11 protein-coding genes are annotated in these 23,025 nt (G+C 34.5%); 6 read left to right on the forward strand and 5 right to left on the reverse strand.

Annotation, left to right across the window (positions count from 1 at the left end; translation table 11 throughout):
• The 3 genes from ACKI44_RS09385 to ACKI44_RS09395 all read left to right on the forward strand — a co-directional run.
• The coding region (locus tag ACKI44_RS09385) for an Ig-like domain repeat protein (protein WP_407423753.1) at nt 1-3,161 on the forward strand (3,161 nt) is incomplete at its 5' end.
• Nucleotides 3,162-3,268: 107 nt separating this feature from the next.
• Nucleotides 3,269-4,654 (forward strand): Mur ligase family protein, encoded by a 1,386-nt coding sequence (locus tag ACKI44_RS09390; protein ID WP_407423755.1) that lies wholly within the window; start codon nt 3,269-3,271, stop codon nt 4,652-4,654.
• Nucleotides 4,647-6,152, forward strand: a complete 1,506-nt coding sequence (locus ACKI44_RS09395; RefSeq protein WP_407423757.1) for a Mur ligase family protein — start codon at nt 4,647-4,649, stop codon at nt 6,150-6,152. The genes ACKI44_RS09390 and ACKI44_RS09395 overlap by 8 nt, the downstream gene beginning before the upstream one ends.
• A 23-nt stretch (nt 6,153-6,175) precedes the next feature.
• On the opposite strand, the gene ACKI44_RS09400 is transcribed toward ACKI44_RS09395, so the two are convergent.
• The gene (locus ACKI44_RS09400; protein WP_407423759.1) at nt 6,176-6,394 is read right to left on the reverse strand and encodes a hypothetical protein; all 219 of its coding nucleotides are present in this window, start codon (nt 6,392-6,394) and stop codon (nt 6,176-6,178) included.
• Between the two features lie 111 nt (nt 6,395-6,505).
• Between ACKI44_RS09400 and ACKI44_RS09405 the strand changes: the two genes are divergently transcribed.
• Entirely contained in the window at nt 6,506-8,824 is a 2,319-nt protein-coding gene (locus tag ACKI44_RS09405; protein WP_407423761.1) for a DEAD/DEAH box helicase, read from the forward strand.
• 147 nt (nt 8,825-8,971) lie between these two features.
• Complete coding sequence (locus tag ACKI44_RS09410) at nt 8,972-17,776, forward strand: hypothetical protein (RefSeq protein ID WP_407423763.1); 8,805 nt, start codon at nt 8,972-8,974, stop codon at nt 17,774-17,776.
• A gap of 37 nt (nt 17,777-17,813) precedes the next feature.
• On the opposite strand, the gene ACKI44_RS09415 is transcribed toward ACKI44_RS09410, so the two are convergent.
• From ACKI44_RS09415 to hisS, 4 genes are read right to left on the reverse strand one after another with little or no spacing between them, the layout of a single operon-like run.
• A complete protein-coding gene (locus ACKI44_RS09415; RefSeq protein ID WP_407423765.1) occupies nt 17,814-18,560 on the reverse strand; it encodes a sugar phosphate isomerase/epimerase family protein in 747 nt (248 codons plus the stop codon).
• 5 nt (nt 18,561-18,565) lie between these two features.
• On the reverse strand, nt 18,566-20,401 hold the full coding sequence (locus ACKI44_RS09420) for a PINc/VapC family ATPase (RefSeq protein WP_407423767.1): 1,836 nt from the start codon (nt 20,399-20,401) through the stop codon (nt 18,566-18,568).
• The gene (gene hisI, locus ACKI44_RS09425; RefSeq protein WP_407423769.1) at nt 20,402-20,809 is read right to left on the reverse strand and encodes a phosphoribosyl-AMP cyclohydrolase; all 408 of its coding nucleotides are present in this window, start codon (nt 20,807-20,809) and stop codon (nt 20,402-20,404) included. It lies immediately after the preceding gene.
• Between the two features lies 1 nt (nt 20,810).
• Nucleotides 20,811-22,106 carry a histidine--tRNA ligase gene (hisS, locus tag ACKI44_RS09430; protein ID WP_407423771.1) on the reverse strand — a complete coding sequence of 432 codons (1,296 nt, stop codon included), beginning with the start codon at nt 22,104-22,106 and terminating at the stop codon, nt 20,811-20,813.
• Between the two features lie 73 nt (nt 22,107-22,179).
• Between hisS and ACKI44_RS09435 the strand changes: the two genes are divergently transcribed.
• On the forward strand, nt 22,180-23,022 hold the full coding sequence (locus ACKI44_RS09435; RefSeq protein ID WP_407423773.1) for a shikimate dehydrogenase: 843 nt from the start codon (nt 22,180-22,182) through the stop codon (nt 23,020-23,022).
• Nucleotides 23,023-23,025: the final 3 nt, after the last annotated feature.

Genomic DNA, 23,025 nt, shown 5'->3' on the forward strand with positions numbered 1-23,025 from the left:
TTTATTCAGGTTTGATTGAAAATGTGGTTGTTGTGAATAGCTTTGAAACTGATACTAATGAATCTAATAATAAGGATGATATTCCTCCTATTAATGCGACCGCACATGCTGATTTAGAAATTACCAAAAAATCCAATGTCACGGGTATTATAAATGTGTCTGACTTAGTTGAATTTAATGTTACTGTTAGAAATAAGGGTCCATGTAATGCAAGCGGTGTGTATGTTTTAGAAAAATTAGATTCTCATCTTAGATTGGTTTCTTATGATGCCAGTGTTGGTAAGTATGATAACTATACTTGGAACATTGGATTCTTGGATAAGGATGATGTTGCTACATTGATTATTGTTGCTCAAGTTGTTTCAAACGGTACTATTGCTAATATTGTTGCTGTAAATAGTTTTGATAATGATACTGATCAGTCTAATAATAATGCTTCCATTGATAATATTACTGCTTTACCTGTTGTTGATCTAGAGATTACTAAGGATGTTGATGTTGATAGCAAATTTGTAAATGTTTCTGATATTATTCAGTTTACTATCACTGTTAGAAACAATGGTCCTTGTGATGCTAATAATGTGTCTGTGTCTGAGGTTTTAAGTCCTTATCTTAAATTTATTTCATGTAATGCTAGTGTTGGTAGTTATAATGTGACTAGTGGGGTCTGGTACATCGGCAGTTTGGCTAATCAGTCTTCTGCTAAGTTAATTATCAGGGCGCAGGTTATTTCAAACGGTACTATTTCAAATGTTGTTGTTGTAACTGGTAATGAGAATGATACCAATAAATCAAATAATGATGCTTCTATTGATAATATTACATCTTTATCTATTGTTGATTTGGAAATTACTAAGGATGTTGATGTGGAAAGTAGTTTCGTTAATGTTTCTGATATTATTCAGTTTACTATCACTGTTAGAAACAATGGTCCTAGTGATGCAACTGGTGTTAACGTTTCTGAGGTTTTAAGTCCTTATCTTAAATTTATTTCATGTAATGCTAGTGTTGGTAGTTATAATGTAACTAGTGGAATTTGGCATATTGACAGTTTGGCTAATCAGTCTTCTGCTCAGTTAATTATTCAGGCAATGGTTATTTCAAATGGTACTATTTCAAATATTGTTGTTGTAACTAGTAATGAAAATGATACCAATAAATCTAATAACAATGCTTCTATTGATAACATTACAGCTTTACCTGTTGTTGATTTAGAGATTACCAAAAAGGTTAATGTAACTTTAGTAAATGTCTCTGACCTTATTGAATACATTATAACTGTTGTAAATAACGGTCCAAGCAATGCTACGGATGTTGCTGTTAGCGAAGTTCTCTCAAATTATGTCGAGTTTGTCAAATGCGAAAGTTCAGCCGGTAATTATGATGCTTCAACTGGAATATGGAGTATTAAAAAACTTCAGAACGGATCAAATGCAACATTATTAATAATAGTTAAAGCAATTTCAAATGGAACAGTTGAAAATCTTGTATCCGTAAATTGCCGTGAGAACACGACTGTTAAAAACGCTACCTCTGAAAATGTTGCTGTACTTCCAATTGTGGATGTTAAAGTCAATAAAACTGTAAGTGTAACTCAAGCAAATGTCAGAGACGATTTGACCTATACAATCACTGTGCATAATAATGGACCAAGTGATGCAACAGGTGTAAATGTTACTGAAAACCTATCAAATAATGTGGCCTTGATTGGATATAATGCATCCCAAGGTAATTATGATGCTAATAGGAACATTTGGTATATAGGAAAACTCACAAATGGCTCAACTCAAACATTGACATTGATTGTTAAAATTATCAAAGATGGAATCATTGAAAATTCCGTTGTCGTTGAATCAAATGAAAATGATACTAACATAACTAACAATAAATACACTTGTGACAATGTGACTGCCGAAAAGGTCAATACTCCAATTGATTTATACACATACAATATCACTTATGGTGATGTTGAGAATTTAATAACTGTTTTACCTAAAGATGTAACTGGTGTTGTAAACATTACTGTTGGAGATAGGACATATGACAATGTGCCTATTGTGAATGGAATTGTAGAACTTCCAGTAGATGACTTGGCTGCAGGAGATTACAATGTAACTGTAGTTTATGGCGGAGATGACAAATACTTGCCTAATTCAACTGCAGGCATATTTAATGTTGCAAAGGTAACTCCAATAATCACAATTGAAGTTGAAGACATTTGGGTTGGCGAAGTTGAAATATTAAACGTCACAGTAAATGCTCCTGGAGTGGTATTTGTCACTGTTAACGGCGTAACTGTTGAAATTCCACTTGATAACGGTGTCATAACAACGGGTCTATTGGGCGCAGCAAACAAAGTGGACTATAAAGGAAATGCTACATGGAATATTTGGGGATTGCCTGTCGGTCCATATCCTGCATTTGCGCTATATCCTGGAAATGAAAACTACACAAGCGTAAATACAAGTAGTTTATTCCACGTAAGGGATTTACCTTCAACTGTTGTTGTCACTGCAGATGATATCTATGTAGGTGAGGATGCAGTAATTAAGATAGTTGTTGGACCTAATGGTGTCAGCGGAAATGTAACTGTCAATGTTGACGGCAAAAATTATACTGTTGGAATTGATGATGAAGGAAAAGCTACCTTGATCGTACCGGATTTAAAAGCTGGCCAATTTGATGTTCATGTTTACTACAACGGTACTGAAAAATATCTTCCAAGCGATAATTCAACTACATTTAATGTGTTAAAATTCAAACCTCCAGTAAATGTCGATGCACCTGAAATTTATGTTGGTGAGGATGGAGTAATAACAGTAACAGTCCCAGATGATGCAACTGGTACAATAACAATTGAAATTGAAGGAGAATGTTACACTGCTGAAATTGAAGATGGTCAAGTAATATTTATTGTTCCAGGCTTAGAGGTCGGAGTTCATGATATTAAAGTATACTATTCAGGTGACGATAAATATCTGCCGGCAAATGTAACCTGTGCGATTAAAGTCAATCCAAAAGAAGATAATCAAACTGATATACCTGAAATACATCATGATGGAATTAACTTATCAGATTATCCAACCGGTAATCCAATTTTAATGATGTTATTAATATTAATTGCACTTGGTGCAAGCCAAGCAAGAAGATTTAAAAAATAATCTTTTTTTCTATTTTTTTAATCTAATCCCTTACTTTTAATTAATTAAACTTATTAATCAAATAAAACCATATATTATAATGAGATAAATTATAAGGATTGTTTTTTATGAATTATTTAGTTGTTGGTGCAGGAAATGCAAGTAGGCCTGTTGCAAGATTGCTTAATCATTTAGGCCATCATGTTGTTATTACGGATTTAAAGGAAATCTCTGGATTTAAGGCAGATGTTCAAAGAATTTTGCTTCAAATGGAAAATGAAGGAATTAAACTGGATTTGGGCAATAAAAATCCTAATTTGGATGGTATTGAAGCGGTTTATGCTCCTCCAACACTGCCGGATTCCGCTCCAATTGCTAAATTAATCAAAGAATCTGATGTTAGTGTATTGACTAATGAAGATTTTTCAAAAATCGTCAATGACCTGATTCCTGTTGATATTATCGGTATTACCGGAACAATGGGTAAAACAACAACTACATTCATAACAACCAGCTTATTCAAACAGGCAGGATATAAGGTCTGGTCCTGTTCATCACTCGTAAACAATCTTGTTTCTGAAGCAATCATTGATGGTATAGTCAAAGGCAAGGCTGATGATTGTGATATTGCTATTTTTGAGCTTCCTCATGGTACAATTGGTCTTTTAAATAGCTTGAACATTAAAATTGGGCTTTTAACCAATATTGCAGAAGATCATTTGTCTGAGTTTGGAGGCTCTCTTGAAAAATACCAGCAAAGGAAATTGATTCTTGAGAAGATGTCTGAAACATTCATCGCAAATCACTCATGTTTCGATATCATAAATCCTCAAAGAAACGATGCATTGTATTATGCTTTGGATGAAGATGTTGACTTTAAAGGCACTGTCGGTGATGAATCCTTAACCATTGAATATAAAGATGATGAGTTTACTACGCCTTTCTACATGATGAGCTACTTTTTTGAAAATTCCGTTGCAGCAAGTGCTGTGGCACTAACATATGGAGTAAAAAAAGAGGATATTATCGATGCATTAATGGTATTTAAAGGTTTACCTGCTCATATGGAGGATGTTGGTGATTATAATGGAAGAAAAGTGATTTTAGACTCCGCATTTTTATATGACGGAATGAAAATCACCCTGGATTACTTTAAAGATGAAAGCGTTGTACTATTCCTCGATCATTTTGATACATTATCCGTTCGTGACAAGGCCGAAGTCGGGCAACTGGTAAGCAACTACGATATAAAAACAGTTATAGCAAGCGGCTTTAATGAGGTAACTCAGGAAGTTGAAATGGAAGCTGCTCATGAATTGCTTGATGCGATTACCAATCCTAAAATTGTGAAAGTCGCTGTTGAAAATATAGAAATTGCGGCCTGTGAAACATTCAAATATTCCGTTCCGGGTGATATAATCCTGCATATGGGTCCGTTAATAGCTTATGACAGGCTCACGACAGTTGAAAAAATCATGAAAGGACTTGATGAGGGAAGTAAGAAATATGACTAAAAAGACGTTTGGAGTCATCGGAGTTTGCGGTGCAAACGGTAATCTTATTGCAAGAATACTCAATGAAAGGGGATATGATGTTATAGGGACTGATTTGTCCCCAAAAGAGAAATGCAGATTTTCAAAATCCCTTGAAGGCTATGATATAGAACTATTTTACGGTGAAACTCCTGATGAATTTTTCGAAAAGTCTGATTATATTGTCCCTCCGGCAAGTTTATCTAAAAAATCTGCAATTTTTCAAAAAATAGACAAGTCATTGTTTGAATTAAATGATGTAATTGATAATTTTCACACGGAAAAACCGGTATTCGGAATAACCGGGACCAATGGAAAGACTACTACAACCACGCTTCTTAAAAAGATTGCTTATGACAATGGTATTGAACCTGCAGAGCACAATCTTGAAAAAATGCAGGGAAATGCCGAGTATATTCCAATCCTGCAGTCAAGATTACATGGTGATGTGGCCATTCTTGAAGTTGGAACGTTTGGAGTTCCGGGCACCGTAAAAAGAATAGTTGATTTATCCGAAATGGAGGCCGGCCTAATAACAAACATCACTCCAGATCATTTGGACTGTCTGGGAAGTTTCATGGATTATGCTCACGTTAAAGGAGAATTTATAGAAGAATTGAACGGCAAACAGTTAATCGTTAACGGCCAGGACCCTACAATCATGGGACTTTTAAAAGAATATGGCTTTGAAGGAGATTTAATAACATTCGGTGTTGACTGGAAGCCTGAAAGAGTTAATGCTAAGGAATGTGTCTGCGGACGGGAAATTAAAGTAAAAGAAATAATTTCCGGTTGCGGTTATTACTTCTGCGGATGCGGCATCACTACTCCTCAGGTGGATTATATCGCAACAAACGTTGATTTAAAGAACCGTACATTCGATTTGCATACTCCTGAAGAAAAGCTGAAAGTTCAAATGGCAATGGACGGACTTCACAACGTATATAATGTTACTGGCGTCATAATTGCGGCCCACGAATTCTTAAAATTGCCTTATGATAAGATTCTTGAATCTATTGCAACATTTACAGGCGTTGAAGGAAGAATGGAAAAAGTGGCAGATATCTGCGGAAAAGAAATTTATGTGGATTATGCTCACAATCCTGCAGGCGTTCAAACTGTATTGTCCCAGTTCAATAAGTTATTCAACGATTTTACATGTGTCATTACCGTATCATCAGAATCAGGTTATGATGGTGATTTGACAATATTTAATCATGCATTGGAGTTTTCAAAATATGTGGTTCCGGCATCTGTAGCTTCACAAAAGATTGCAAATGAAAAGCTCAAGCAGGACCCTTCACTTTCTGATTGTATATTGTTTGACCATGTCGATGATTTTGTTAAAAAGGGAACACTGGGCGCAAGTTATGATGAGGTTTTAGACGGTATTAAAAAGGCTCTTGAAACTGATTGTGACATGATTGTAGCTATTGGTGAGGCAGCAACCAAATTCAAATCCTGTGTTGAAGATATTTAAAAATAAAAAAGGGATTTGATCCCTTAATAAGTTTTATATGCGTCATAAGCAGCATATAAACTATATATGATTCTTATGGCATGTCCTATTATTCCAGGAATGAAAAATACAAATATAATGCCTAGCAATAGTGCTATTATAAACATTATAAGTCCTTTTTTCTTATCTCCGTTAATGGCTTGTCCTAAACCTGGAATAATGAATGATAATATTGCATTAACAACTGCATTCCATTCCATCATGTAAACCTCCCGTATTAGTTAATATTAATATTTATTTTTTTTATATGATAATTTTTACTCGTCAAATGCTCTCACTAATTTTATAAATAGTCATTGACCAAATCTATTATTATGACAACTTACATTAAACATCCATTAATCAAGGAGAATTCAATAGAGTCAAGACTTTATCAGCAGGTATTGGCTGGGGATGTTTTAAAAAAAGGAAACACGATGGTTGTAGCTCCAACCGCATTAGGTAAAACTATTGTAGCTATTCTGGTTGCAGCCGACCGTTTGCAAAAGGTAAAAAACTCCAAGGTTCTTATTTTATCTCCTTCAAAACCTTTAGCCATTCAGCATGAGGCAAGCTTTAAGGAGTTTTTAACGCTTCCATGTTCATCAATTACCGGTGCGGTCAAAACCGATGAGCGCGTTAAAAGATGGGAGGAATCTAGAATCATTTCTGCAACACCGCAAACCGTAGAATCAGATTTGTTAAACGGCAGATATGATTTAAGCAGTGTTTCATTAGTTGTTTTCGATGAATGTCACCACGGTGTCGGTGCATATTCCTATGTTTATTTGGCCTCACGATATGTTAAGGAATCCAATTATAACCTGATTTTGGGATTAACCGCATCCCCAGGTTCTGACAAATCAAAGATTAAGGAAGTCTGTGAAAATTTATACATTCAAAATATTGTTGTCAAAACGGAAAATGACCGTGACGTAAAGCCATATTTCAATCCGGTCACCATAGATTGGGTTAGAATTAAAATGAGTGAGGAATTGGATAAGATTAATAAATTTTTAGAAAAGGCTTTAAAAATCAGATTGAAAACCTTAAAGAATATGGGCATTCTAAAAACGATTTCAGTCACTAAAGTTGATATCTTAAAGACAAGAGGTCGTATTCAGGGCGAAATTGCAAGATCAACCAGCCCTCCAAAAGAACTCTTCCAGGCAATCTCTATTTTAAGTGCTGTTATTAATATCCAGCATGCGCAGGAACTTGTCGAGACGCAGGGTGTTCATCCTTTCAATAAATACATTGCGAGGTTACGCAAAAAGACAACCAAAGCCTCCAAATCCTTAATGAATGATCCTAATTTTTCACGTGCCGTCAGATTGGCTCATGAGGCTGAAAAGCATGGGTGGGAACATCCTAAACTCAGAGCATTGGCAGAAATATTAAAAAAGGAATTGGGTACCGGTGACGGTCAGACCACTCTTCAAACAACAAGATATGGGGATAAGCAGGATAAAAAAGCTTCAAAAATCATAGTATTTACTCAATTTAGAGATACTCTTGAAATGATTCATGATAAACTTGAAAGCGAAGGAATCAAATCTGCAAAATTCTTTGGTCAGGGAACTAAGGACGGCGAAAAAGGCCTTACTCAAAAAGAGCAAAAAGAAATCATTAAAGCATTCAGAATGGGTGAATATGATGTTTTGATTTCAACAAGTGTTGCAGAAGAAGGTATTGATATTCCTGCAGTTGATTTGGTTATTTTATATGAACCTGTACCGTCTGAAGTCCGTATGATTCAGCGCCGTGGAAGGACCGGACGTAAAAGAACCGGTAGGGTTAAGGTATTAATTACAAATGGAACCCGTGATGAGGGTTATTACTGGTCTTCAGTTAGAAAAGAAGACAATATGAAAAACCAGTTGATAGATCCTAAAATTTTAGAGGAGCTAAACGAATCTGCAGTTGCAAGAATGGACAATGAAAAAAAGGTTAAGGTAATTGACAGGCCTAAAGAAGAGAAATTGCCATTGGTCTATGCGGATTCCCGTGAAGGAAACTCGAAGGTAATCAGATATTTGTCACAAATGGAAATGGATGTTAAAATCCAGTCAATGGCCGTTGCGGATTATCAGGTTTCAGATGAAGTGGCTATTGAGAGAAAAACCGCCAAGGATTTTGTAAGTTCAATGATTGATAAGCGTCTCTTTAAACAGGCCCGTGAACTGTCAGAAGAGTTCAAGCGTCCTTTGATGATTCTTGAAGGGGATGATTTATACTCAGGAATGGTAAATCCAAATGCGATTAGAGGTACCATAGCATCAATTGCTCTTGATTTTGGAATAAGCATTATTCCGACAAGGGATGCCCAGGATACTGCTGCAATGATTAAAAGGATTGCTATTCGTGAACAGTCCGGTGAAAAGGCCAATATTCAAATCAGAACGGATAAAAAGCCAGTTAGTTTATGGGAACAGCAATTGTTTATTATAGAATCTCTGCCCAGCATTGGTCCTGTTAATGCTAAAAATCTGTTGGAACACTTCGGTTCTGTTTTAAATGTTATCAATGCTTCTGAAAGCGAACTTATGGAAGTTGAAGGGATAGGAAAAATCACCGCTCAAAATATCAGAAAAGTAATCGATTCTAAATATCTCTATTTTAAAAAAGAGATTAAGGAGAAAAAACTTCTTTAATTTATTTTTTAACTATGTTTGTCTTATTTTTCAAACATTATTGAATATTTTTTAACTTTTAGCAAGATTTATTAATATATTTATTCTAATAGTATACATGTATAATAAGTTTTACTTATTATGTATAATATATACAGGAGAAATATTATGAAATATCGATATTTATCCATTTTTTTAATATTGCTAATATTGTCTATCGGAGCGGTTTGCGCGCAAGATGATACCGCATCTGAAGATAATATTGCTATTGCACAAGATAGTGAGGTATTATCATCCACTGAATTCGTTATCGATGATAGTAATTATGATGATTATTTCGATAATAATGGGATAATACTGGAAAACTCTAATATTTCTGATGGAGATACTGTCAAACTTGGAAATGTTAGTAATAAGGATTTTATAATTGATAAAAGTTTAACAGTCACTTCTAATTCATCCAGTGATATTTTAACAAATGTCTCATTCTATTTCCTGGAAGGAAGTGATAATTCAACAATTACCGGTTTAAATTTTGTAAATCATGATGCTGAAGAACATGCAATTACAGTTATGGAAGCTACAAATGTTGAAATTTCAGATAACATAATTGATGTTGAAAGCATGGATACTATGGATGATCATTTATATGCGATTTGTGCATTATATGCAGATAATTTAAAGATTGAATCAAACGCAATCACATATGTGGGAAAAACTAATGGAACTACAAAAAATCATGCTCTTCATGTTTTCGGTTCCAATAATGTAGAAGTTAATGATAATAGCTTTAACATTGATATTCCTGCAGGAGACATTGATTGGTCAACAGGATTTGGCTCTGCTGAAGGTATTGTATTTGATACATGTGATGATTTAGTATTCAGTGAAAATACTGTTGAAGTAGTTACCAATGATATTGTTGGTTCTTATCCTACGGTTTATGCTGTTCATATAGGGGCTTCTGATAATACAATTGTTACAAATAACGAAATTTTACTTTCAGGAAATATTACTTATCTTTATGGATTTAAAGTTGATGGAAAGGATTTCTTAGTATCTGAAAATATAATTGAAGTAGATAATGATAATTATGGTGCTTGGGGTATTGAAATTGCTCCTTCTGCTTCCGGAGTCATTGATTCAAATAATATTTATGTTTCATCCAATAATGTAAGTTATGGGATTTATGCTTCATTTGATTGGAATACTTTTGATTGTCCTAATGTAAACTACACAAGTAATGATATTGAAGTTAATGCGTTTGCAACATATGCTATGGAATTATTTGGTTCAGATATTTCAGTCATTGATGGAAACATTATATTGGCTGAGGGTAATTACACCTTAGGTATCTCTTCAATGGTTATGTATGATGGTTCCTTTGTAATTACAAATAACGATATCACTGTAAACGGTTTAAATAATGGTGAATTTTATACTGGTGACATGGTTCCTGCAATTACTGTGGGAATTTTAACAATGGCTGAAAGCCAAATCCAAAATAATGCAATTTCTTCAGCAGGTAACTGGAGTATAATTAATAGTGGTTATGATGGTGAAATAACCGATAATTACTTGGTTTCAAGTGAATTGTTAGGTGATGACAGTGTTGATGATAGGATGGGTATTACAGTTGAAAATAACATTCCGATTAAAGATGCAGTCAACTATAATTTAACCAATGATACTTTCTTCTTGTTCTTCGATTTTGAAGGATCATTAAGAGATAATATAACTGCTGAATCATTAACATTCATTGGTGAATTCTCTGATTTAACTTTATGGGACGTAATCGACAGACCAATTAAATTATTAGGTGACAATGCAACTTTATATGATATGTCCTTTACAATTGTTTCTGATAATGTTACTGTTGATGGATTAAGCTTTGTTTCTGATGAATTGGCTGAAGTAATCAGTGTCCTTGAATCAAATAATGTTTCAATTGTCAACTCTGAGTTCATGGTTTTCGGTGTTGAAGATGATAATAATATAGTTATTAATGTCTTAAGATCTGATGATGTTTTAATTGACGGCAATTCAATTAATTTCTATGTAGATACTAATGAAACTTATCATAATCATGCTATCGATGCTCATGAGTCCAATGCTTTAACTATTTCTAATAACGATATAACTGCTTCAATACCTTCACGTTCCATTAACTGGACAAGTGGTGAAGTATATTCTGTAGCTGTTTGTTTAGATGACTGTGATGATGCTGTATTTGAAAATAACCTTGTCACTACTGAATCAACTGGTCAAATAAGTACCTATGATACCCTTTATGCAGTAAAAATTATAGGTGATGATGCAGTTGCTTCTGAAAATACAATAAATGTTTATGAGGCTCCTTACCCATATGCTCTCGTTATTTCCGGTGAAAACTTCATGATTACTAAAAACTTTATTTTCGCTGGTGTTGTCGGTGATTATGCTTGCGGTATTGATATTGAAGGTGCAGCCAGTGGTATTGTAGACTCAAACAAAATACGTGTTTTCTCTCCAAAAGTGGCTTATGGAATTTATGCATGTGACTGGAATATGGAAGGTCAAGCTGTAAATTATACCAATAATGACATTTATGGTGACGCTTATGCAGTATACGGTATGGAATTGTTATTCGGTGAAGAAGCATTTATAGACTGTAACAATATAATCCTTTATGGTAATTATACAACAGGTATTGCTGAAATGATGATGGATGACATCGCTGTAGTCACCAATAACGATATCTATGCATATGGTGTTAAAACCGACATGGCAAATACTGGAGATATGGTTCCTGCAACAACTGTAGGTATTTTCTCAATGGGAGACAGCCTAATTACTGGTAACGCAATTACTTCATCCGGTAACTGGACTGTACATAATACTGCAGCTGACAGTGAAATAACCGGAAACTATTTAGTTTCAAAAGAGTTATTAGGTGATGAAAGTGTCAACGACACTACAGGTGAAGCTATTGTTGAAGATAACATTCCATTATCCAATGTAACTAACTACAATTTAACCAACCATACTTTCTTCTTGTTCTTTGATGATGAAGGATGCTTAAGAGAAAATATCACTGCTGAATCATTAACATTCATTGGTGAGTTCTCTGATTTGGTAGATACTATTTACATTGAAAGACCAATCGCTTTATTAGGTGATGATGCGGGTTTATATGATCTTGGTATTAGTATTCATTCTGATAATGTCACTGTTGAAGATTTCACATTCTTCAGCGAATCCCTATCTGAAATAATTGGCATTCATGAATCTAATAACGTTTCAATTATTTCATCTGATTTCATTGTTCATGGTTTAGCTGACGATGCTAACACTGTTATTCATGTATTTAATTCTGATAATGTCTTAATTTATATTAATACAATTGAATTTACTGTTGAAACCAATGACACTTATAGAAATATAGCTATTCTTGCTGAAGGCTCTGATAATTTAGCTATTGACACTAATGAGATTATAGCTAATTTACCTGCTCGTTCTATTGATTGGACTACAGGAACAGTTTATTCTGAAGGTGTCTGCTTAGATGACTGTAATGATGTAATATTAGATGATAACACTATTTCAGTTAAATCCAACGGTAAAATTAGTACTTATGATACAATTTACGCAGCACAAATTACTGGTGATAATGTAACCCTTATTTATAACAGAATAGGTGCTATTGAAGCTCCATACGGATATGCTCTTGTTATTGCTGGTGAAGACTTCTTTATTGAAGATAATTACTTTGCTGCCGGTGAAAACGGTACTTATGCCTGCGGTATCGATGTTGAAAGTAATTCAAACGGTGTAATCAATCAAAATTCAATTCTTACAATTGGTGATTCATCTTACGGTATTTACACGGCTAATTGGGCGGGTGATGTAAAAGCAGATATTACAAACAATGTAATTTCTTCACAAGGTAACTCCGTATTTGCTTTATCCTTAAGCGGTAGTGAAGTTTTAGTTGAAAACAACACTATTACTGCAAAGGGTAACTTCACCACAGGTATCGCATCAAAAGTCAATGAAATAACTATTAACAACAATACAATAAATTCCTATGGAACAAATATCGGAACTCCTTTAGGTTATGATTCCTTTGGAATTTATACCAGGGCAATTTATATAGCATCAGGTAATGCTACTATTACTTTAAATGATATTGATGCTACAGACAGTGGTATTTTTTCAATAGGTGACAATACATTAATCGCAAATAACATAATCGAGGTAGAAGACACTGGTGTTTACCGGGATGATGGATTAGATGATTCTATTGCTATTTATGTTTCTTCAAATGCAGAAATAAGGGACAATACTATCACATACTCCGGTAAAACTGATGGAAATTACTATAATGCTGTAATTTATGCTGAAGATTCAAGCATTGAAGTTTATGATAATATAATCACTGCAGAACTTATTTCCTGCCCTATTAATTGGAAACAAATAGGATGGAATTATGTTCCTGATGCAATGTCACAAGCTCTTTACTTCTCTTTATGTGATGATATGGAATTAGTTGGAAATGATATTACTGTTGAGTATGTAAACTCTACTGGTAATTATGATACTATTTATGTAGTAAATGTCATGGAATCCGATAATGCATTAGTTGAAGACAATATTATTGATGCTAAAGGCCACAGCTATATCAATGGTATAGTAATGAGAGGAGAAGACTTTGAAATTTCTGGTAATGATATTGCAATTGTTTCCGATGAAAAATATGCTAACGGAATTAACATTGAAGGCGAGTCCACTGGTATTGTAGAAAATAATCTAATTTATCTTTCATCTCCATATGTAGCTTATGGTATTTATACTGCAATGAATTACTATGGTGACTCACCAACTGTAAATTATACTGATAATTATATTGAAGCTAATTCCCACGCTGTATATGCTATGAACATATATGGTAGTGAAGGACTTATAGACGGAAACACTATAGTAGCCACAGGTAATTATACAATGGGTATTTTGGCAATGATGATGGATGATGTTGCAGTAATTACAAATAATGAAATTATCGTTAGCGGTTTAAAAAATGACACTGATGATGTTGGAGACATGCTTCCTGCACAGACTGTCGGTATTTTGACAATGTCTGAAAGCCAAGTCCATTATAATAGAATTACTTCAACTGGTAATTATACAATAATCAATTCAGCTTATGACAGTGAAATCACCGATAACTACTTGGTTTCAAGTGAATTGTTAGGTGATGAAAGTGTCGATGATACTCTTGAAGAGTCTCTAGTTGAAAATAACATCCCTATTAAAGATGCAGTCAACTACAATTTAACCAATGATACTTTCTATCTCTTCTTCAATGATCAAGGATGCTTAAGAGATAACATCACTGCTGAATCATTAACATTCATTGGTGAGTTCTCTGATTTAACAAAATGGAACATAATTGACAGACCGGTTAAATTATTAAGTGATAATGCAACTTTATATGGCATGTCTTTCACAATAATCTCTGATAATGTCACTGTTGATGGATTAAACTTTGTTTCAGATGATTTATCTTTAATAATCAATGTCCTCAGTTCAAACAATGTTTCAATTATTAACTCTGAGTTCATGGTTTTCGGTGTTGAAGATATGGATAATATTGTGATTAATGTTTTAGAATCTGATGATGTTTTAATCGATGGTAATTCAATTAATTTCTTTGTAGAAACTAATGAAACTAATCATAATCATGCTATAGATGCTCATGAGTCCAACGATTTAACTATTTCCAATAATTTCATAACTGCGTCATTGCCTGCCCGTTCCATTAACTGGACAAGCGGTGAAGTATACTCTGTAGCTGTATGTTTAGATGATTGTGATGATGCTGTTTTAGATGGTAACATAATCAGTGTTAGATCCAATGATGAAATCGGTACTTATGATACTGTTTATGCTGTAAAAGTTTACGGAGATAATGCAACCGTTACCGGTAACGATATAGATGTTATTGATGCACCTTATGGATATGCTCTTGTTGTAAGTGGTGAAGACTTCAATATCACTGAAAATATGATTTCTGCTGAAAATGGTGCATATGTATGTGGTATTGATGTTGAAAGTAATTCAAACGGTGTAATTAATGAAAACATTATCAGTGTAACCAGTGATTCCGCTTATGGTATTTACACTGCTGACTGGGCTGGTGATGTAAAAGCAGATATTACAAATAATGTAATTGCTGCAGAAGGTATTACCGTATTCGGTATGTCTTTAAGCGGTAGTGAAGCTTTAGTTGAAAACAATACAATTCTCCTATTAAACGGTAACTTCACAACCGGTATTGCTTCTGCTGTTGATGATATTATTATCAATAATAATTCAATCACTGCTAACGGATCCAATGTCGGTACTCCTGCAGGTTATGACTCTATGGGTATTGAAACCACAGGTGTTCACATTGTAAGTGGAGATGCGATTGTAACTAACAATAAGATTACAGCAAATAACAAATATGCAGTTGATTTCGATGGTGAAGGTGTAGTAACCGAGAATGAAATCTACGCTGAAATGTTAACTGGTGACTTTGCAGTTGATTACAGTCAATATGATCCTATTTTAGTCTTTAATAACACTCCTGCAATGGAATTAGATTATAAATTGACTAATGACACATTCTACATTTACTTTGATGAAAATGGTATCATAAGACAGCAAATTGAAACTGATAATTTAACTTTCATTGGTGAGTTCTCCAATCTGGTAGAGGAAATCTTTATTAATAAACCAGTTGCTTTGTTGAGTGAAAATGCTACCTTAAACAATATTTCCTTTGTAATTGAATCTGGAGATGTTTCTGTTGATGGATTTAACTTTACTGGCGAACAATCTGGAATATCTGTTGATTATGGGGACAATGTCAAAATTATGAACAATAACTTCGATATTAAAGGTTTTGTAGAGGGTACTAATGTAGCAATTGAGATTTACGATTCTGATAATGTTTTAATTGAAAATAATAATATTAAGTTCCTTGTTGAAACTAACGGCACATTTTCAAATAACATTATTTATGCTCAAGACTCTGATAATTTAAGCATAATAGGAAACAATATGACTGCCAGTTTACCTGCTCGTTCCATTAATTGGACCAGCGGTGAAGTTTACTCTCAAGGTGTCTTCTTAAATAACTGTGACAATGCAGTTTTAGAAAGAAACATTATTGGTGTTAAATCCAATGACCAAATCAGTACTTATGATACGATTTATGCGGTAAACATTAAAGGTGATAATGCAACTCTCACTGAAAATATGTTAGGTGTTGTTGAAGCTCCTTACGGATATGCTCTTGTCATGACTGGTGAAAACTTCAATATCACTAATAACATGATTATTGCTGGTGAAAATGGTACTTATGCTTGTGGTATTGATGTTGAAAGTAACTCAAACGGTGTAATTGATAATAATTTCATTTATGCTGTTGCTGATGTGGCTGCTTATGGTATTTACACTGCTGACTGGGGTGGTGATGTAAAAGCAATCATTACTAATAATATAATTGGAGTTGAAGCTAATTCTCCATTTGGATTGTCCTTAAGCGGTAGTGAAGCTTTAGTTGAAAATAACGGTATTGGAGTGGTAGGTAACTACACTACTGGTATTGCTTCCGTTGTTGAAAATATTGTAATCAATAACAATACAATCATTGCTAACGGATCCAATGTCGGCACTCCTTTAGGTTATGATTCAATGGGTGTAGAAACCACTGGTATTCACATTGCAGATGGAAATGCAAAAGTAACTAATAACAACGTTACTACTACCGGGGAATTCGCTGTTGATTTAGAAGGAACAGGTCAAGTAACTGAAAACTATTTAGTTGCTGATGTATACACCGGTGATGCTAGTGTCAAATACACACCTGACCAAAGAACTATGGTTCAAAACAACACTCCTGCAATGCAAAGAGCTGTTATCTCAGCTAACGATGTTGTAATGTATTATAAAAACGGTACTAAATATGTAATTACATTAACTGACCAGGAAGGAACTCCATTAGCTAACAAAGCTATTACCATATCAATCAACGGTGGAGACTATAAGAGAACCACCAATGAAAACGGTACTGCTTCCTTAGCTATTAATTTAGATGCAGGCAATTATACTGTATCTGCTTCCTATGTTGGTGAAGACGGTTATTCCAATGCTACTGCCGTCAATAACATTACTGTTTTAACCACAATATTCGCTAAAGATGTTGTTAAAATGTTCAGAAATGGAACCCAATACTATGCTACTTTCGTTGATGGTCAGGGTAATCCATTAGCTAACGGTACTGAAGTAACATTCAACATCCATGGTGTAATGTATGTCCGCAAGACCAATGAAAACGGTACTGCTAAGTTAAACATTAACTTAGAACAAGGTACTTATATTATTACTGCAATCGCTCCAAACGGTGAAATGCACGCTAATAACATTACTGTTTTATCAACTATTGAAAGCAGTGACTTAGTGAAATACTACAGAAACGAATCTCAATATGTTGTAACCATATATGGTGAAGACGGTAAAGTCGTTGGCGCTGGTGAAAATGTTACATTCAACATTAACGGAGTATTATACACCCGCCAAACCAATGCATCTGGTCAGGCTAAGTTAAACATTAACTTACAACCTGGAGATTACATCATTACTACTGAATATAATGGATGTATGGTAGCTAACAACATTACAGTAAAACCTGTATTGACAGCTAACGACTTGGTCAAAAAATACGGTACTTCTGATCAGTTCATCGCATACTTAGTTGACGGTCAAGGTAAACCATATCAAGGTCAGACCGTTCAATTCAATATCCATGGATTGTTCTATAACAGAACTACTGATGCTGATGGTCGTGCAATGCTTAATATTAGGTTAGATGCTAATCCTGACGTATACATTATTACTTCAATGTATAATGACTGCAGTATCGCAAACAAAATTACAGTTATACCATAAGAGGTTTAAAACCTCTTAATTTTTTATTTTTTTAAAATTAGAAATTATTTTTGAGATATTCTAGGCTTTTTTTAATTGAATCTTTATCATTTACTTCAATCATATATATGCCATCATAATTTTTATTTTCAAAAGTAGTGATGATATCTTTTAATTGAATATTGCCTTCACCTAATGCTAGGTGTGAGTCATCATCACCCATATTATCATGGGCATGTATGTGTTTAATTGAATCAAAATACATTGCGTCCGGAGATATTCCTGAATGGTGGGCATGACCGATGTCAAATGTCATTCCCATATCAAGTTCAACAAGTGTTTCGTTCAATCTATTCATGTCCTGATAAATCATATTTTCAAAGGCAGGCATATTCTCGATGGTGGTATTCACGCCTAAGTCATTACTGTATTCGCCGATTTCTCTTATTGAATTATTGGATACTTTATAAATTTCTTCAGGCATTTCTCTTGCAAGAAATGGAATTAAACCCGGATGAACAACAACAGCTTTAGCGTCAATTTGATTTGCCAAATCAACGGAGTCCTTAATCTGTTCAATAGAATTTGCCCTACTTTTTGAGCCTAAAGCGGCAATATTAACGTCCATAAATGGGGCATGGATAGTATAATCTAAATTAAAACTGCTTAAAACATCAAAATCAAACTCCTCAGTAGGGAATTGATGTAACAATTCGGCATATTTAATGCCTAATGATTCTATAAACTCTAAACTTTCATCTAAACTGTCATTGAATGTTGCTAATGTTGATGCACCGATTTTCATTTTTATCACTTTTTAACTGCAGTAATTTCCAATCCCATTTCAATAGCTTCAATTATGAAATCGGATAATTCTATGCCATTTTTAATCCTAACTTCTCCCTTTTTGGATGTGGTGGCAGTAAGCAGATACTCTCCTTCTATTAAAATATCAAAATTGGATCTTCCGTTTTCACGGCCCAAATCTAAAATCAGCTGATTTTTGGTGTGAATGATATCTATTTCAAATGCTTTCCCATTCTTTTTTTCGCTGATAACTTCAACACCCAATGAAATTCCAATCTTTTCTTCTATTTCAGCTATTCTTTTGCCGTTTTTACCAATGATTTTAGGAACCAAGTCCTCCGGAATGTAGATGTTTGCCCTTTCAGGGGAGACGATTTCAACATCCACTTTTGCTTTTTTAGGTAAATATTTTTTAATGCGTCTTAAAATCTCTTTTTCAGCAATATTGTCTACGGATGATTTATTTTGAGATTGTGAAGGATTGTTAACCAAATCCAAATCCATTACGATGGTCTGTTCACCGTAAGTATAAATTTCGTTTTTAAGTTCGCCTGTTTCAAAGTCACGAACTTCAATGACTGGTCTTGCAAGGTCTGCCTCTTTCATTCCGCTTGGAACCTTAACGGTCATTTTTGTCTCATATACGCTTTTGATTTCACCGTCTTCAATATAAATGCTTGTATCAACGATTGAAGGGATTACTCCAAGCTCAACTCTTGAAGCTATTCTTTGAATTGCATCAATCGGCCTTGTGGCGTGTACAACACCAATCATTCCAACACCGGCTAAACGCATATCCGCAAAGATATTGAAGTCATGGTTTTTTCTCAGTTCATCATAAATGGTATAATCGGGTCTAACCAATAGCAAAACGTCAGCAGTATTTTCCATACTTCCTTCCAGAGGAGCATATTGTGTTATTTCATCTGGAAGCTGTAAATCTCTTGGAGATTCCATAGTTTTAACAATTTTATTCAGTTCTTTAGAGTAATATTTGGCGATTGCCTGAACAAAGGTTGATTTTCCGGCACCTGGAGAACCTGCAATCAGGATACCTTCGGCATTATTGTTGATTCTGTCCATTAACTTATCGCTTAAATGATATTCGTCCAAGTCGATATCTGCAACGGGTCTGACTGCTGTAATTTCAATTGCCTCGGAAAATGGAGGTTTAGCTATTGAAATCCTATATTCTCTTGACTGAACAACAAATGAACCTTCCTTTACTGATTCAAGATATGTTTTTGAATCACTTCTTGCCTTTTCAATAATCTCGTCAATAATTTCTTCAAGCATGTTATAATCAAAAACTTCATCTGAAAGCTTTATAAAGTCAATATGTCCGGGAGTTCCTTTTTTAGCCATTGGAACAACATTTTCCTTTAAATGAACAGACATTGTTTCGTCGTCAAAGAATTTTGCTATTGACAGTTCTTTTTCAACATACTTTTGTTTGTAATAGTAAACGGGAATTCCCTGAGCCTTTGCGGTTTCTGCCTGAACCTTGTCGTTTGTCAATAATGTTGCAAATTCGGATCTTGCCAAATCTCTAATTAAAGCATCGATTTCTCCGCTTTTTGCATATTTGATATCGTAATTTGTAGGTCTTTTTCCTTTAAATGATACTGAAAGCTCGCCTTCATACTGCAATTTCTGTAAGTGCTGCAATTCATTTAAACCTGCAATTCCTTCGCTTCTGTTTGCATTTGCCTGATGTTCAAGTTCACATACAACTGCTTCGGGAACAATTATTTCGGGATAATCCAAATCTTCCTTTTCTAAAATCTCACTAATAGCGCTTATGATTACTGCGCTTGTGTCAGGAACTATAGTTTTCATTTAATACACGTCGTTTGGGTTAATTATTCTTTTCTGGTTTGTTTTTAAATCGTTTTCTTTTAAATCATCAATATCTGGTGAATTTTTAAAGTCCAAATCTCTAAAGAAGCATGAATAATAACCTTCATGGCAGGCTGCACCAGTCTGTTTAATTTTGAGCACGATTGCGTCCATGTCGCAGTCAACAAGAATTTCCTGGACTTCCTGTGTATGGCCGGAACTTTCTCCTTTTAACCATAACTTGTTTCTTGAAGTACTCCAGTAATGGGCTGTTCCGGTTTCAATTGTTTTTCTCAAGGCTTCTTTGTTCATGTTGGCTATCATCAATATTTCACCAGTATCTGCATCCTGTGCTACTGCGGTGATTACTTTCACGCCATTAATTTCGTGTCTAAAATTGATTTCCATTCTATTCACCTTTTAAATAATCAGCAATATCATCAATTGAAATCTGTTCCTGGTCACCGCTCTGCATATCCTTAACGGTCACTTTATTTTCTTCCAAATCGTTTTTGCCGATGATAATCATTTTTGGAACTTTGATTTTATCTGCATAGTTCATTAATTTCTTGAATTTCTTATTGTTCAGGTCAACATCGCATCTGAATCCTGCTCTTCTTAATGTTTGTGTGATTTCATAAGCTTTAAGTCTGACGTCTACTGAAATCGGTGCAACATAAACATCCAAATGTGATTTTACCTCTTCTTTTTCTGTTAGCTCCTCAATGGCATTCATCAATCTGTCAAAACCAAGTGCAAAACCGGTTGATTCCACTTCCTGGCCTCCAAATACTTTAATCAGGCTGTAAGTTCCACCACCACAAACCTGCTTTTGAGCTCCAAGACCTTCAACATAGATTTCAAACACGATTCCGGTATAATAATCAAGTCCTCTTGCAACTCCAAGGTTTAAGGTGTAGTTGTCCATATCAAAGCTGTCTAAAAGCTCAACTAACTCTTTTAACTGGTTGAACGCTTCTTGAGGTTCTTCATAATCTTTAATTAATTCATTAACGTCTTCAAGTATGCTTTTATCTCCAACCAAATCAATCAGTTTAAGCAGTATTTGGTTCAATTCATCATTTGAAATAATGGGATTGTCTCCGCTTAATGACTCTATTAATAAGTCTTTATCTCCTTTGTCAATGACAACCATCAGTTCCCTTTGGGTTTTGGTATCAACTTCGAAGTGCTTGAATAATCCACGTATAATGCCCAGGTGGTTGATGTTAACGTCAGCACCGGTTATTCCGAGAGCTTTAATTGAATCGCTGCACATTGCAATTACTTCAGCTTCACCTTGAGGAGATTTTGCGCCAATCAATTCACATCCGAATTGCCAGAACTGTCTGAATCTTCCTTTTTGCGGTCTTTCGTATCTGAAACAGCTGCCGTAATAATAAAGCTTGATTGGTTTTACAGCAGTTTTTTCAAGTTCATTTAAATATAATCTGGCAACAGGAGCAGTGATTTCCGGTCTTAAGGTTAACTCACGGTCGGATTTGTCTTTAAAATTATATAACTGATCGACAATTTCTTCTCCTGATTTGGTTGTAAAAAGTTTTAATTCTTCAAATAAAGGAGTTTTAATCTCCCTATAACCATAATTTTCAAATATATATCTTAAGGTACTTTCTGCTTTTTTTCTTTCTTCCATCTCTTCAAATAAAAAGTCTCTTGTACCTCTTGGTCTTGTAAATTCCATCTTTGTCACCTTTTATAGTATATTAATTTTTGATAATTAAAGTTTAAATAATTTTAGTAGCTAATTTAAATATATGGAAATTAAAGGAAGTACTAATATTGTAGGTTTGATAGGCCACCCTGTGGAACACAGTTTCTCACCTCCAATGCACAATGCAGCATTCAAAGCTCTGGAAATGGATTATGTCTACACGGCTTTTGATGTTAATCCGAATGATTTAAAAAATGCTATTGCTGGGGCCCAGGCATTAAACATTAAAGGCTTTAATGTTACGATTCCTCACAAAATTGAAGTGATGGAATATCTAAATGAAATCGATGAAGTTGCTTCATTGATAGGTGCCGTTAATACAATAGACTTTAAGGACTTGAAAGGATTTAATACCGATGGAATAGGTGCTATAAAAGCTATCGGTGAAGTTATAAATGTTAAAAATAAAAATGTTGTAATTGCAGGTGCCGGTGGAGCTTCAAGAGCAATATCATTTTATCTTGCCAAATATGGTGCTGATAAATTAACAATACTGAATAGGAATGTTGACAAAGCCCAGAAATTGGCTGATGACGTTTTGGCTTCCGTTTTGATTGATGATGTAAGTTCTGATTATATCAGGAATATGGATTTGGATGATGCAGATATTTTAATCAATACAACTCCTGTGGGAATGCATCCGAACGTTGATGATGCTCCAATAGCTTCGGCAGAAGAGATGCATGATGATTTGGTGGTTTTTGATGCAGTTTACAATCCTAACGAAACTGGACTATTGAAAGAAGCCATTAAAGCAGGTGCAAAACCTGTTTACGGAATCAAAATGTTATTGTATCAGGGAGCGGAAAGCTTTGAAATTTGGACAGGCAAAAAAGCACCGATTGACATTATGGAAGATGCATTAAGAACAACTTTAGGATTTTGATAA

This window comes from Methanobrevibacter sp., from assembly GCF_045646205.1.
In the GTDB taxonomy this organism is placed as follows: domain Archaea; phylum Methanobacteriota; class Methanobacteria; order Methanobacteriales; family Methanobacteriaceae; genus Methanocatella.

Excerpts from the sequence above, each read along its gene's own strand:
- ACKI44_RS09410 (WP_407423763.1), top strand. The coding sequence starts at position 8,972 with ATGAAATATCGATATTTATCCATTTTTTTAATATTGCTAATATTGTCT.
- ACKI44_RS09395 (WP_407423757.1), top strand. The coding sequence starts at position 4,647 with ATGACTAAAAAGACGTTTGGAGTCATCGGAGTTTGCGGTGCAAACGGT.
- ACKI44_RS09415 (WP_407423765.1), bottom strand. The coding sequence starts at position 18,560 with ATGAAAATCGGTGCATCAACATTAGCAACATTCAATGACAGTTTAGAT.
- ACKI44_RS09390 (WP_407423755.1), top strand. The coding sequence starts at position 3,269 with ATGAATTATTTAGTTGTTGGTGCAGGAAATGCAAGTAGGCCTGTTGCA.
- ACKI44_RS09400 (WP_407423759.1), bottom strand. The coding sequence starts at position 6,394 with ATGATGGAATGGAATGCAGTTGTTAATGCAATATTATCATTCATTATT.
- ACKI44_RS09405 (WP_407423761.1), top strand. The coding sequence starts at position 6,506 with ATGACAACTTACATTAAACATCCATTAATCAAGGAGAATTCAATAGAG.
- hisS (WP_407423771.1), bottom strand. The coding sequence starts at position 22,106 with ATGGAATTTACAAGACCAAGAGGTACAAGAGACTTTTTATTTGAAGAG.
- ACKI44_RS09435 (WP_407423773.1), top strand. The coding sequence starts at position 22,180 with ATGGAAATTAAAGGAAGTACTAATATTGTAGGTTTGATAGGCCACCCT.
- hisI (WP_407423769.1), bottom strand. The coding sequence starts at position 20,809 with ATGGAAATCAATTTTAGACACGAAATTAATGGCGTGAAAGTAATCACC.
- ACKI44_RS09420 (WP_407423767.1), bottom strand. The coding sequence starts at position 20,401 with ATGAAAACTATAGTTCCTGACACAAGCGCAGTAATCATAAGCGCTATT.